The 13,839-nt window shown below is 71.0% G+C and carries 11 protein-coding genes; 1 reads left to right on the plus strand and 10 read right to left on the minus strand.

Annotated elements, in window-relative coordinates:
- Positions 1 to 364: 364 nt before the first annotated feature.
- Together AC0KTA_RS05045 and AC0KTA_RS05050 are read right to left on the minus strand one after the other, a co-directional pair.
- Complete coding sequence (locus tag AC0KTA_RS05045; RefSeq protein ID WP_481053885.1) at positions 365 to 1,171, minus strand: SGNH/GDSL hydrolase family protein; 807 nt, start codon at positions 1,169 to 1,171, stop codon at positions 365 to 367.
- 78 nt (positions 1,172 to 1,249) lie between these two features.
- The gene (locus tag AC0KTA_RS05050; RefSeq protein WP_481053886.1) at positions 1,250 to 3,445 is read right to left on the minus strand and encodes an alpha-galactosidase; all 2,196 of its coding nucleotides are present in this window, start codon (positions 3,443 to 3,445) and stop codon (positions 1,250 to 1,252) included.
- A 288-nt stretch (positions 3,446 to 3,733) separates the two neighbouring features.
- Between AC0KTA_RS05050 and AC0KTA_RS05055 the strand changes: the two genes are divergently transcribed.
- Entirely contained in the window at positions 3,734 to 4,531 is a 798-nt protein-coding gene (locus AC0KTA_RS05055; protein ID WP_481053887.1) for a tyrosine-protein phosphatase, read from the plus strand.
- Positions 4,532 to 4,560: 29 nt separating this feature from the next.
- On the opposite strand, the gene AC0KTA_RS05060 is transcribed toward AC0KTA_RS05055, so the two are convergent.
- The 8 genes from AC0KTA_RS05060 to shc form a co-directional block, all read right to left on the minus strand.
- Positions 4,561 to 4,677, minus strand: a complete 117-nt coding sequence (locus tag AC0KTA_RS05060; RefSeq protein ID WP_037661371.1) for a DUF6126 family protein — start codon at positions 4,675 to 4,677, stop codon at positions 4,561 to 4,563.
- A gap of 55 nt (positions 4,678 to 4,732) precedes the next feature.
- Positions 4,733 to 5,404, minus strand: a complete 672-nt coding sequence (locus AC0KTA_RS05065; RefSeq protein ID WP_481053888.1) for a helix-turn-helix domain-containing protein — start codon at positions 5,402 to 5,404, stop codon at positions 4,733 to 4,735.
- 75 nt (positions 5,405 to 5,479) lie between these two features.
- Complete coding sequence (locus tag AC0KTA_RS05070) at positions 5,480 to 6,874, minus strand: aspartate aminotransferase family protein (RefSeq protein WP_481053889.1); 1,395 nt, start codon at positions 6,872 to 6,874, stop codon at positions 5,480 to 5,482.
- Positions 6,871 to 8,889, minus strand: coding sequence for a 1-deoxy-D-xylulose-5-phosphate synthase (gene dxs, locus AC0KTA_RS05075; RefSeq protein ID WP_481053890.1), 2,019 nt, complete (start codon positions 8,887 to 8,889; stop codon positions 6,871 to 6,873). Before dxs ends, AC0KTA_RS05070 begins: the two co-directional genes overlap by 4 nt.
- Positions 8,890 to 8,912: 23 nt before the next feature.
- Positions 8,913 to 10,079: a flavodoxin-dependent (E)-4-hydroxy-3-methylbut-2-enyl-diphosphate synthase gene (gene ispG, locus AC0KTA_RS05080; RefSeq protein WP_481053891.1), complete on the minus strand. Its 1,167-nt coding sequence runs from the start codon at positions 10,077 to 10,079 to the stop codon at positions 8,913 to 8,915.
- A gap of 4 nt (positions 10,080 to 10,083) precedes the next feature.
- Complete coding sequence (gene hpnH, locus AC0KTA_RS05085; protein WP_481053892.1) at positions 10,084 to 11,103, minus strand: adenosyl-hopene transferase HpnH; 1,020 nt, start codon at positions 11,101 to 11,103, stop codon at positions 10,084 to 10,086.
- A 5-nt stretch (positions 11,104 to 11,108) separates the two neighbouring features.
- The gene (locus AC0KTA_RS05090) at positions 11,109 to 11,759 is read right to left on the minus strand and encodes a phosphorylase family protein (RefSeq protein ID WP_481053893.1); all 651 of its coding nucleotides are present in this window, start codon (positions 11,757 to 11,759) and stop codon (positions 11,109 to 11,111) included.
- The gene (shc, locus tag AC0KTA_RS05095) at positions 11,759 to 13,753 is read right to left on the minus strand and encodes a squalene--hopene cyclase (RefSeq protein WP_481053894.1); all 1,995 of its coding nucleotides are present in this window, start codon (positions 13,751 to 13,753) and stop codon (positions 11,759 to 11,761) included. Before shc ends, AC0KTA_RS05090 begins: the two co-directional genes overlap by 1 nt.
- Positions 13,754 to 13,839 lie beyond the last annotated feature (86 nt).

The following is a 13,839-nucleotide window of genomic DNA, read 5'->3' on the forward strand; positions in this document are numbered from 1 at the left end:
CGGCGGTGCGGACACCAGCGGGCACAGAGTCGCCGACACAGGTGGGCGCGGCGGTGCGGACACAGGCGGACGCGGAGTCGCCGCCATAGGCGGGCACGGAGTCACGGACACAAGCGGGCACGGAGTCACGGACACAAGCGGGCACGAAGTCGCGGACACGGGCAGACGCGAAGTCGCGGACACAGGCGGGCGCGGCGTTGCGGGCATGGGCGGGAGTCCTTCCGGTGTGGCGGTCTTCCGCCCCTGTGGGGACGGCTGGCCGTCATCCCAGCACCCGCGCGCCCGCGCGCGGGGCCGCCACTCCCGCCCTGTCACCTCACCGGTCGAGCCCGCGCCACCCGCCGGGTGGGCCACCGCCGCGGCCTCACGTCAGCGGCATCAAGTCGGGCCGTTTGGCCGCCACATGATCACCGGAGGACTCGCCGCGCAGCCGCCGTCCGATCCAGGGCACCAGATGCTCGCGCGCCCAGTGGATGTCGTCGCGCCGCTCCTCCAAGGTGCCGCGCGGCCGCAGCGGCGGCCACGGCTGCTCCGGGTCGGCGGGCACCTCGATCCCGAGCACCTGGCCCGCCCGCATCGCCACCCGCGTGTGCCCCTCGGGCGACAGGTGGAGGCGGTCGGTGTCCCAGGCCCGCCGGTCCTGGACGGACTTCAGCGACCACAGGTCGAGCACCGGGCAGCCGTAGCGGTCGGCGACCGCGCGGACATGGCCGTTGTACGTGGCGATCTTGCCGCGCAGATGCTTCAGGAGCGGCACGCGCCGGGTGTCGAAGCCGGTGGTGACGACGACGGTGCCGACGGCGGAGGCGAGCTCGGCGACGGCCCGCTCGAAGCGTTCGGCGACCTCGTCGGGGTCGGTGCCGGGCCGGATGATGTCGTTGCCGCCCGCGGCGAACGTCACCAGGTCGGGCCCGAGCTCCTTGGCCCGCGGCACCTGGTCCGTGACGATCTGGTCGAGGAGCTTGCCGCGCACGGCGAGGTTGGCGTACCGGAAGGAGTGCTCGGGCACGCGGTCGTCGAGGAGGACCGCGAGCCGGTCGGCCCAGCCGACGAAGGTGCCGTCGGGTCCGGGATCCCCCACTCCTTCGGTGAAGCTGTCGCCGACCGCTGCGTAGGAGGTGAACGTGTCCGTGGGTGTGTTTTTGATGAAGTGTGTCGACTCTGCTGTCACGTCGTCACATCTTTCCTGGCGACAAGTGACCTACGCCATCGTAATAAGGGGTTGACGAGGGGTGAGATAAGCCACCGGTCAAGATTGCACCAACCCGGAATACGCGTCAGTGACCCGCCGGAGACGGAAGACGGCCGCGTCCAGGTCGCCCCGCAGCCCGGTCTGCAGCCCGTGGTGCAGCAGGACCGCGCCGCGCCGCACCTCCCCCGTCTCCCGGCACGCGTAGGCCGCCGTCGGGTCGAGGCCCCGCAGCCGCACCGGCGCCGGCTGTTGTCCGTACGCCTGCGCCGGGAGCCAGGCGAGGACGACCACGTCGTCCCCGCGGACGTACTGCACCGCGCAGAGCCCGCCGTCCGGGTCCCGCAGCCGGTACAGGTCGCCGAGCTGCACGACGGGCCTGATCTCCTTGTACAGCTCCACCCACCGGCGCGCCTCGGCGAGCTCGTCCGCGCTCCACCGGGTCAGGTCGCCGCCGACACCCAGCACCCCCGCCATGGCGCTGACGAAGCGGAACCGCAGCGAGCTCTCCCGCCCGTTGAGCTGCGTGTTGGGGCTGTCGGTGACCCAGGCGGCCATCACGCGCGCGGGATGGATCTGGCTGAATCCGTGCTGGATGGCGAGCCGGTCCAGCGGGTCGGTGTTGTCGGACGTCCAGACCTGGTCGGTGCGGGCGAGGACGCCGAGGTCGATCCGGCCGCCACCGCCCGAGCAGGACTCGAAGGCCACGGTCGGGTGCGCGGCCCGCAGCCGGTCCACCAGGTCGTAGAAGGCGTGCACGTGGGCGTCCCACAGGCGCTGCGGGTAGGGCTCGCCGGGCCATCCCGGGTCGGTGAAGCAGCGGTTGAAGTCCCACTTCACGTAGTCGACGGTCGCACTGGAGAGGAGGGTGTCGAGTTTCTCCCAGAGGTACGCCTGTACGTCGGCACGGGCGAGGTTGAGGACGAGCTGGTTGCGGAACTCGGTGCGGGCGCGGCCGGGATGGTGCTGCACCCAGTCGGGGTGCGCGCGGTACAGGTCGCTGTCGGCGTTGACCATCTCCGGCTCGACCCAGATCCCGAACCGCATGCCCAGGGCGTGCACCTCGTCGGCGAGCGGCTTGAGCCCGTCGGGGAAGCGGCCGGGGTTGGGCGTCCAGTCACCGAGTCCGGCCCGGTCGGACACGCGCGCGCCGAACCACGCGTCGTCGACGACGAACAGCTCCACGCCGAGCGCCGCGGCCCGCCCGGCGAGCGCCCGCTGCTGGTCCTCGGCGATGTCGAACCCGGTGGCCTCCCAGGAGTTGTAGAGCACCGGCCGCACCTCGTCCGCGTCCGGGATCACGTGCGCGCGCTGGTAGGCGTGCCAGGCCCGGCTGGCCCCGCCGAAGCCGCCGTCGCTCCACAGCCCCGCGAAGACCGGCGTGGCGACCGCCGTGCCGGGCGGGAGCAGCCGCTGCCCGGAGTCGTCGTGCCCGCTGCCGCCGGTGATCTGCACGGCGCCGTCCGGGAGTTGGTGCACGGCGATGCGCCACGACCCGGACCACGCGAGCGCGCAGCTGTAGACCTCGCCGCTCTCCTCGGTGGCGCCGTCCGCGTCGAGCGCCACCCAGGGCAGGTGCTGGTGCCCGGTGTGCCCGCGCCGGCTGCCGATGACCTTCTCGCCGTACGTGAGTTCCGACCGGACGAGCCGGGACTCCGCCGCCCAGCGCCCGTGCAGCTGCGAAAGGCGCCAGCGCTCGCGCAGGGGCAGGGTCCAGGTCGCGGAGTCGGCGCGCAGGAGCTCCAACTCCGGTGATCCCGCGGGGGCTTGGTTGACGAGGACGGCGTACCGCTCCACGACGTCGCCGCGCATCCGGTACGACAGCGTGACCTGGAGCCCGTGCACGGCGTCGGTGAAGTGCAGCTGGAGTTCGTCGTCGGAGTTGCCGGAGTCGCTGGAGTCGCCGGAGTCGCCGGAGTCGCCGGAGTCGGCGGAGTCGGCGGAGTCGGCGGAGTCGGCGGCCGCACTCAGGAAGCGCCACTCCGTCCCGCGCACTCCGCCGCCGCGCACCGAGAGCGCGGGCCGCACGAATCGCGGCCCGCCCTCCACCGGGTACTCCTCGCGCCCGTCGAGCCACGACTCGAAGGGCCAGTCGAGGGGCGGCGGCACCGCGGCCAGCGCCTCGGCGTCGGCCAGGGCGATCCGCGGGCCCCAGTGCAGATGCAGCAGCTCGTCGCGGTCGGTGAGGTGCAGCGCGTAGCTGCTGGTGGGCCCCGAGAGGAGCCACGTACGACCGTCTGCGCCGACCTCGATCATCGAACCCCCAGAGCCCCACTGATACGGAAACAGATCTCAACAGGCACGCACGTCCATCTCAACAGGCACGCGCGCGTACGCACATCTTCGGGCCCCGTGACCACCGGGGCAACGTCTGTGCACCTCCCGCGTGCGCCACCCTGACGTGCCCCCGCGCGCGCCTCCGGCCACCCCTGTACCAGGACTGATTGCCTCAGGAACCCGTGTCGTATCGTCGAAGGCGCAACCATCCGCGGGCCACGCGCCCGCGAGGTCGCGCGACGCCGCCCCCGAGCATGAGGAGACCCCGTGACGCAGCAGGTCCCGTCCACCGAGCCCGAGCTGGCCGGCGTGCGCAACTTCCGTGACGTGGGCGGACTGCCGACGGTGGACGGCCGCAGGGTGCGCCACGGCGTGCTCTTCCGCAGCGGTCACCTCGCGCACGCCACGGCGGCCGACGCGGCGTTCCTCGCCTCGCTGGGCCTGCACACGATCTTCGACTTCCGCAACGCCGCCGACCAGCGCCTCGAGGGCCCGGACGTGGAGCTGCCGGGGGTGCGCAATGTGAACCTGCCGCTGACCGACCCGGCCGACGGCGCCGAGTTCTGGAAGATGGTCCGCGACGGCGACCTGGACCAGCTCCGCACGGTCCTCTCCGACGGCAAGGCCGCGGGCCGGATGACGGCGTCGTACCGGACGATCATCAAGGAGCGCACGGCCGAGCACGGCCGGGTGCTGCACGCCCTCGCCGAGGACAGCGTGCCCGCGCTCATGCACTGCGCGGCGGGCAAGGACCGCGCGGGCCTGTCCATAGCGGTGGCCCTGCTGGCTGTCGGTGTGGAGCGCGAGGCGATCGAGGCGGACTATCTGGAGTCGAACGCCGCCCACCGCCGCTACAAGGTGCACCGCAGCAGCACCTCGCCGGACGCGATGTCCCCCGAGGTCATGGAGCTGCTGAGCCCGCTGTTCGACGCCCGCGCCGAGTATCTGGCGGCGGCCTTCGAGACCATCGAGCTGACCTGGGGCGACACCGACACCTATCTGGCGCGGGGCCTCGGCGTCACGCCCGGGACGCGGGAGCGGCTGCGCGAGCGGCTCCTCGACTGAGCCACCATGTCACTGACCGAGCCGCCACCTCACTGGTTCTTGCCCCCGAGCACGAACAGCAGATAGACGAAGAACGCGAACACGTGGCCCACGGCCACATAGATGATCAGCCGGATCCACAGGGCGCGCGGGAACTTCTCCTCCATGGCCATGCGGCGTGCGGGCTGCTCCGGCCGCGGCTGCTGCGGTTGCCGCGGCTGCTCAGATTCCGTCATGTCGGTCTCCCTGGGTGGTGCCGCCGAGGCACAGCGCGGTGGCGGGGCTCTGCAGCAAGGTGTGGACGAAGAGGAAGTCGGCGCCGCCGTGGTCCGCGGCGGCGATCCGGTGCGGGGTCAGCGAGTCGAAGTGCGCGCTGTCGCCCGGCGCGAGGGTGTGCGCGGTGTCGCCGAGCCGCAGCCGCACCCGCCCCTTGAGGACGTACAGCCACTCCTCGCCGGGATGCACCCGCACGATGTCGCCCTGCGCCCCGTGCGGGACGTGCACGCGCAGCGCCTGCATGCCCCGGCCCGGCGCGCCGGCCTGCCAGTACGTCCAGCCGCCCGCGGCGGTGGGCTCCATGTCCGGGGCGCGGACGACCGCGTCCCGGTCCGCGGGCGTCTCGCCGAGCAGCTCGGAGACCGTCGTACCGTAGGTGCGCGCGAGCGCGAGCAGCATCGGCAGCGACGGCTGGCGCTGCCCGGTCTCCAGGCGGGACAGGTGCGCGGGCGAGAGTCCGGCCGCGCGGGCCGCGGCCTCCAGGGTCAGGGCGGCGCGGCGGCGCAGCTCACGGAGCTGGGGCGCGACGGCGGGCAGGCCGTCGGCGGCGACATCGGAGTCGTCGGGGGCGGCAGGCCCGGCGGACTCGGCGGGCCCCGCGGGCTCGGCAGGGTTCATGCCTCCGATTCAGCCAGAGGTTTGCCCCTGGGGCAACTTTCTTGCCCCAGGGGCAAAAGCGTCCGACCTGCCCTGTTACCGGTTGCCCACCGCCTGCTTCACCAGTGTCTTGCCGAAGTCCCACATCAGCCCGCCCCCGCTGTGCGCGTCGTCCATGACGGCGATGAAGGCCTCCACGAACCGGTCGACCTCCTTCTCCCCCACGGTGAGCGGCGGGATCAGCTTGATGACCTCCAGGTGGTCGCCGGAGACCTGGGTGAGGATGCGGTGCTTCTGCAGCAGGGGTACGACCACCATCTGCGCGAACAGGCCCTTGCGCGCGGCCTGGAGCATCGTCCAACGGCTGCGCAGCTTCAGGGACTGGGGCCTGCCGAACTCGATGCCGACCATGAGCCCGCGCCCGCGCACCTCACTCAGCAGCTCGTAGCGGTCGACGAGGGCCGCGAGCCGTGACTTCAGGAGCTCGCCGGTCACGTACGCGTTCTCGACGACCTTCTCGTCCCGCAGCACGGCGAGGACCGCGAGCCCGGCCGCCATGGCCTGCGCGTTGGACCCGAAGCTCGCCGAGTGCACGAGGACGCGGTCCATGGACGAGTAGACCTTCTTGAAGATCCAGTCCTTGCCGAGGGTCGCGCCGACCGGCACATAGCCGCCGGACAGCGCCTTGGCCACGCACACCAGGTCGGGCTCGACGCCCTCCTCGTGCTGGTGGCCGTAGAACGCGCCGGTCCTGCCGAGGCCGGTCTGCACCTCGTCGGCGATCAGGAGCGCCTTGTGCCGGTGCAGCAGCTCCTGGGCGGCGCGCAGATAACCGGGCGGCGTCTCGTGCACGCCCTTGCCCTGGATGGGCTCGACGATCAGCGCGGCGACGTCACCGCGCCGCAGCTCCGCGCGCAGCGCGTCGAGGTCGCCGAGCGGCACCGCCGTGTCGGGCAGCAGCGGCGCGAAGCCGTCGCGGAAGCCCGTCTCGCCGTTCACCGAGAGCGAGCCGGTGGTCAGGCCGTGGAAGGCGTGCGCGCAGTAGAGCACACGCGGCTTGCCGGTGGCGTAGCGCGCGAACTTCAGGGCGGTCTCCACCGCCTCGGTGCCGCTGTTACCGAAGAACACCCGGTCCAAGTGCGGGCTGTGGGTGAGCAGTTGCTCCGCGAGCAGCCCGGGAAGGGGCTGGCAGTCGAAGCGGGTGAGGTCGGCGAGCGAGGCGTCGAGGACGTCGTGCAGCGCCTTGCGTACGACGGGGTGGTGCCGGCCGAGGCCCATCACGCCGAAGCCGGCGAGCATGTCCAGGTAGTCGTTGCCGTCCGCGTCCCAGAAGTACGCGCCCTCGGCCCGTTCGTAGACCTTGTCGAAGCCGATGGTGTGCAGCATGCGCGGCAGTTGGTGGTTGAGGTGCCGCGCGTGCAGTTCGTAGCGTTCACCGCTGCGCTCGGCGAGCAGTCTGCCGAGGTCGAACTCCTTGCTCATGCTGCTCATGCTCGGGTCTCCTCGCCGGCCACACCGGCTTTCTCCTTGCCGGGGCGACCGGCCTGTTTACCGGGGGAACCGGCCTGCTTGCCGGGGGAACCGGCCTGTTCCCGTGCGTCCGCGCGCGATTCCTGGCGTACGCCCGCGCCGGACGCGTCCTTGCGCGCGATGGTCGCGCTGATGCTCCCGGCGATCTCGACGGGAGTGAGCCCCAGGTCCGCGAGCACCTCGCCGCGCTTGGCGTGCGCGAGGAACTGGTCGGGGATGCCGAACCGCCGTACGGGAACGTCCACTTCGGCCTCCCCCAGCGCCAGCGCGACCGCCGAACCGACCCCGGCGGCCTTGCTGTTGTCCTCGACGACCGCGACGAGCCGGTGGCGTGCCGCCAGTGGGGGCAACGCCGGGTCGACCGGCTTGACCCAGCGCGGGTCGACCACGGTGCAGCGGATCCCGCGCTCCGCGAGGAGGTCGGCGGCCTGCAGGCACACGGGCGCCATCACGCCGACCGAGACGAGCAGCACGTCCGCCTCCGGGTCCTGGCGCAGCACGTCCATGGCGCCCACGCGGTCCACGGCCGGGACGGCGGGCCCCACCGACTCCTTGGGGAACCGCAGCAGCGTCGGCGCGTCGTCGACGGTGACCGCCTCGCGCAACTGCGCCCGGAGCTGGTCGGCGTCGCGCGGCGCGGCGATCCTGAGGCCCGGGACGACCTGGAGGATCGACATGTCCCACATGCCGTTGTGCGAGGCCCCGTCGGGCCCGGTGACCCCGGCCCGGTCGAGCACGAACGTCACCCCGCACTGGTGCAGCGCGACGTCCATCAGGAGCTGGTCGAAGGCCCGGTTGAGGAAGGTGGCGTAGACGGCGACGACGGGATGGAGCCCGCCCGTGGCGAGCCCGGCGGCCGACACGGCGGCGTGCTGCTCGGCGATGCCGACGTCCCACACCCGGTCCGGGTAGGCCTCCGCGAACTTGGTGAGGCCCACCGGGTGCAGCATGGCCGCCGTGATCGCCACGACGTCCTCGCGTTCGGCGCCGATGCGGACGATCTCCTCGCCGAACACCGAGGTCCAGGAGGGTCCGTTGGACGGGGCGAGGGGCTCGCAGGTCAGGGGGTCCATGACGCCGACGGTGTGGAAGCGGTCCGCCTCGTCGGCGAGCGCGGGCTCGTAGCCGCGGCCCTTCTCGGTGAGGCAGTGCACGAGCACGGGCCCGTGGAAGCGTTTCGCGCGCCGCAGGGCGGACTCGACGGCCTTGGTGTCGTGCCCGTCGATCGGGCCGACGTACTTGAGGCCCAGGTCCTCGAACATCCCCTGCGGCGCGAAGGCGTCCTTGAATCCCTTCTTCGCGCCGTGCAGCGACTCGTACAGCGTCCGTCCGACGACGGGAGTGCGCTGGAGGACCTCCTTGCCCCAGGCGAGCACCTGCTCATAGCTGTCGGTGGTGCGCAGGGTGGCCAGATGGTTGGCGAGCCCGCCGATGGTCGGCGCGTACGAACGCTCGTTGTCATTGACCACGATGATCAGCGGCTGGTCCTTCGCGGCCGCGATGTTGTTCAGCGCCTCCCACGCCATGCCGCCGGTGAGCGCCCCGTCGCCGATGACCGCGACGACGTGCCCGCGCTCGCCGAGCACGTCACGGGCCTTGGCGAGACCGTCCGCCCAGCCGAGCGCCGTCGAGGCGTGGCTGTTCTCGACGATGTCGTGCGCGGACTCCTCACGCGAGGGGTAGCCGGACAGGCCCCCCTTGCCGCGCAGCTTCGAAAAGTCCTGACGGCCTGTCAATAGTTTGTGTACGTAGCTCTGGTGGCCGGTGTCCCACACGATGCGGTCGGTGGGCGACTCGAAGACCCGGTGCAGGGCGATGGTGAGCTCCACCACCCCCAGATTGGGCCCGAGATGACCGCCGGTCCTGGCGACCGCGTGCACCAGGAACTCCCGGATCTCCTCTGCCAGTTCGCCCAGCTCGGCCTCGGTCAGCGCCTTCAGGTCGCGCGGCCCCCGGATCGTCTCCAGAATGGTCATGCTCGGGCCCCCTTACTGGTTGTTCAGCTCACTGTGACGTCGGGCACCCCGGACGGGACGCCTGCGGCCTCCATCTGTTCGGCGATCTTCATCGCCTCGTCGATCAGGGTCTCCACGATCTTCGACTCGGGCACCGTCTTGATCACCTCACCCTTGACGAAGATCTGCCCCTTGCCGTTGCCGGACGCGACACCCAGATCAGCCTCACGCGCCTCACCCGGCCCGTTCACCACACACCCCATCACGGCCACCCGCAACGGCACCTCCATGCCCTCCAAGCCCGCCGTCACCTCATCCGCCAGCTTGTACACATCCACCTGCGCCCGCCCGCACGACGGACACGACACGATCTCCAGACGGCGCTGGCGCAGATTCAGCGACTCCAGGATCTGGATACCGACCTTGACCTCCTCCGCCGGCGGAGCCGACAGCGACACCCGGATCGTGTCCCCGATGCCCTCACTCAGCAGCGCACCGAAGGCCACCGCGGACTTGATGGTGCCCTGGAACGCCGGACCGGCCTCCGTCACCCCCAGGTGCAGCGGGTAATCGCACGCGGCCGCCAGCTGCCGGTAGGCATTGACCATCACCACCGGGTCGTTGTGCTTCACCGAGATCTTGATGTCCCGGAACCCGTGCTCCTCGAAGAGTGAGGCCTCCCACAGCGCCGACTCCACCAGCGCCTCCGGCGTCGCCTTGCCGTACTTCGCCAGCAGCCGCTGATCCAGCGACCCCGCGTTCACCCCGATCCGGATCGGCGTCCCCGCCTCCGAGGCCGCCCGCGCGATCTCCTTCACCTTGTCGTCGAACTGCTTGATGTTGCCCGGATTCACCCGCACCGCCGCACACCCGGCATCGATCGCCGCGAACACATACTTCGGCTGGAAGTGAATATCCGCGATCACCGGAATCTGCGACTTCCGCGCGATCGTCGCCAACGCATCCGCATCATCCTGCGTCGGACACGCCACCCGCACGATCTGACAGCCCGACGCCGTCAACTCCGCGATCTGCTGCAACGTCGCCCCGATGTCCGACGTACGCGTCGTCGTCATCGACTGCACCGACACCGGCGCATCCCCGCCGACAGCCACCGGTCCGACCTCGATGCGCCGCGAGACGCGGCGCCCCGCGATCGGCCGGACCGGCAGCTCCGGGAGGCCCAGGGCGACGGGCACTCCTGGGGTCATGACGTCACCGGTTTCCGGAGACGGTCTCGCGCATGGCTCGCAGGGACTCCTTGAGGGAGCCCATGGTGGCGAGCACGGCCGTCGGCTCGTAGCCGCAGTGCGCCATGCAGTTGGCGCACCGGTCGTCCTTGCCGCGGCCGTACTTGGACCAGTCGGTCTCCTCGATCAGCTCGCGGTACGTGGGCACGTACCCGTCGCTCATCAGGTAGCAGGGGCGCTGCCAGCCGAAGAGCGAGTAGTTGGGGATCGCCCACGCCGTGCACTGGAAGTCGACCTTGCCCTCGAGGAAGTCGAGGAACAGCGGCGAGTGGTTCAGCCGCCAGCGCCGCCGGTTGCCGCCCGCGAAGGCCTTCTTGAACAGCTCGCGGGTCTGCTCCACACCGAGGAAGTGCTCCTGGTCGGGCGCCTTCTCGTAGGCGTAGGCCGGCGACAGCATCATCTCGTCGACCTTGAGTTCGTCATTGAGGAAATTCAGGACCTCAATGATCGTCTGCGGGGTGTCCGTGTTGAAGAAGGTCGAGTTGGTGGTGACCCGGAAGCCGCGCCGCTTGGCCTCCTTGATGGCCTCGACCGCCTCGTCGAACACCCCCTCCTTCGCCACGGACTCGTCGTGCCGCTCCCGCATTCCGTCGATGTGCACGGCGAACGCGAAGTACGGCGAGGGCTTGAACTTGTCCATCTTCTTGCGCATCAGCATGGCGTTGGTGCAAAGGAAGACATACTTCTTCTTCGCCACCAACTGCCGCACGATCTCATCGATCTGAGGATGCATCAGCGGCTCACCACCGGCGATGGACACCATCGGCGCACCGGACTCGAGCACGGCACCGACGGCCTGGGCCACCGGCATCCGCTGCTTGAGCACACCGGCCGGGTGCTGGATCTTGCCGCAGCCCTCACACTTCAAATTGCACGCGAAAAGCGGCTCCAACTCGACGATCAACGGGAACTTGTCCCGCTTGCGCAGCTTCTGTTCCATCAAATACGTCGCGACCTTGATGGACTGACGCAGCGGCATAGCCATCTGGCTCACCTCCGGGGGAGCAGCGAAGAACGGTGCCATTCGAAGAAAGCGGGTAGCACGGCACGGAGAACGCGGAAGGCCGATATTCCACCGCGCACCGTGCCGATTCGTACGAGTTCGTGCTGTGGGGCGTCCACGACCACCCGGACGGCCGCAACCGGCCGGGGCCCGGCCGTCACGGCGCTGTGCAATGTGACGGCGGATTCCATGTCCACCGCGATCGCGCCGGTGGCCAGCAGTTCGCCGCGTTCGTGGCCGCGGACGACATGGTCGGAGCCGGTGAGCGGCCCCGTGTGCACGGTGCGCCGGGGCAGCGCCCGCACCAGCTCCTCGACCAGGAGCTCGGTGCCGACGCAGGGCGTGCGGCCGCCGTCGTGCCGGGTCTCCTCGGCGACGACCAGGTCGCCGGGGTGCATGCCGGGGGCGAGCCCGGCGCAGAAGCCGGTGGCCACGACGGCCGCGTCGTGCAGGGACGGCTTGCCGAGCGCCTTGGAGACCGCGCGCTCGGCGGCCTTGGGGCCCATGCCCGTCCGCAGGACGGTCATGGGCCCGCGCGCGCCGCCCCGGTCGCCGGTGCGCAGGGCGAGGTGCTCGATGCCGAGCGCGCAGGCGACGAGGAGCGGTGCGGGGCCCGGCTGAGCCGGGGATGCGGCCATCAGCTCCCCTTGCCGGAGGCGCCGGCGAGCGGCTCTCCGTTGACGTACCGACCGAGCGCGGTCAGCGGGAAGACCTGCCGGTAGAGGTGGTAGTTGATGGAGAAGTCCCAGGGGAAGCCGGTGCCGGTGAAGTACGGCTCGTCCCAGGAGCCGTCCTCCCGCTGCGCCTCGGCGAGCCACGCGATGCCGCGCTCCACCGCCTTGGAGTCCCGCTCGCCGGCCGCGAGCAGCCCGATCAGCGCCCAGGCCGTCTGCGAGGCCGTGGACGCGCCGTGCCCGATCCACCGCTCCTCGCGGTAGGAGCGCAGGTCCTCGCCCCAGCCGCCGTCGTCGTTCTGCACCGACTCCAGCCAGGCCACCGCCCGCCGGATCGCCGGGTGCGAGCCGGGAATCCCGACGGCGGTCAGGGCGGGCAGCACCGAGCCGGTGCCGTAGATGTAGTTGACGCCCCAGCGCCCGAACCAGGCGCCGTTGGCCTCCTGCTCGGCGAGCAGCCACTCGATGCCGCGCCGGGTGCGCGGGTCGTGCGACTTCCCCTCGTACGCCAGCATCTCCACGACGTGCGCGGTGACGTCGGCGGACGGCGGGTCGATGACCTCACCGAAGTCGCAGAACGGCAGCCGGTTGGGGAAGGCGCTGGTGTTGTCGACGTCGAAGGCGGCCCAGGCACCGTTCCTCGACTGCATGCCGAGGTTCCAGCGCACGCCGCGCGCGATGGCGTTCTCCATCCGCGGCTTGTCCGGATGCGCGACGCGGCGCAGCGCGAGGACGACCTCGGCGGTGTCGTCGATGTCGGGGTAGTTGTCGTTGTGGAACTCGAACGCCCAGCCGCCCGGCGTGAGGCCCGGCCTGCGCACGGACCAGTCGCCGGGCCGCACGATCTGCTCGCCCAGCATCCAGTCCGCGGCCTTGACGAGCTGCGGGTGGTCGGCGGGCACGCCGGCGTCGGCGAGCGCGATCGTCGCCAGGCAGGTGTCCCACACCGGCGACTGACAGGCCTCGATCATCCGCGCGCCGTCCTCGCGCCACACGGCGAACCGGTCGAGGGATTCGAGGCCGGCCTTCAGGACCGGGTGGTCGAGGTCGTAGCCGAGCAGATGCAGCGCGATGACCGAGTACACGGCAGGCGGCTGGATGCCGCCCCAGCAGCCGTCGTTCTCCTGCCGTTCGATGATCCAGCGCGCGGCGCTGTTCATCGCCGCCTTGCGCACACCGCGCGGCGCGACCTTGTGGTACAGGTGCAGCGCCTTGTCCAGGCGCTGGAAGACGCCGTCCCAACTCGCCACGGGGGCAAGGGGCTTGGCGGGGTTCGGTACGCGCGCGTTGGTGTGCAGCTCGTCCAGCGGGAAGGGCGCGGGACGCACCGGGCGCTTGGCGGAGACAATGGTGAGCGGCACTATGGTCTGCCGCGCCCAGCAGCCGAAGTCATAGATGTTGAGCGGAAACCACTTGGGGAAATAGATGAGCTCCGGCGGCAGCTCGGGCAGGTCGTCCCACTTCCACCAGCCGAAGAGGGCGAGCCAGATCCGGGTGAAGACGCGCGCCGACGCGATGCCGCCCTGCTCCCGGATCCAGGCGGACGCCCGGGCCATGTGCGGCTCGTCCGGGGCGTCACCGGCCAGGCGCAGCGCGACGTACGCCTCGATGGTGGTGGAGAGTTCGCCGGGACCGCCGAAGAAGGTGGCCCAGGTGCCGTCGTCACGCTGCTCGCCGCGGATGAACAGCGCGGCGGCCCGGGTCGTCGACTCGTCCTGGATGCCCAGGAACTGACGGAGCAGCAGGTCCTCGGCGTCCATGGTCACATTGGTTTCCAGGTCGCCCTTCCACCATCCCTGGGCGTCCTGGCGGGACAGAAGAAAATCCGTCGAGCGTTGTATGGCTCGGGTGGCGGCGTCGAATGCCCCTGCCGCCGCGGGGGTGGTGTCGGTCTTTCCGGTGGCCGAGGCCGCCCGGGGCGTCGCCGCTCCGGCGCTTCCGTCGGTCGTCGCTGTCATGGCTTCCCCTTCTACGCAGTGCTTCTTCTCTGCTGGGTCCGCCGTCGGCCGGGGCCCTGGAGGGACACCGGCCGGCGACTGCGATT

It is taken from the genome of Streptomyces sp. Y309 (assembly GCF_056712025.1).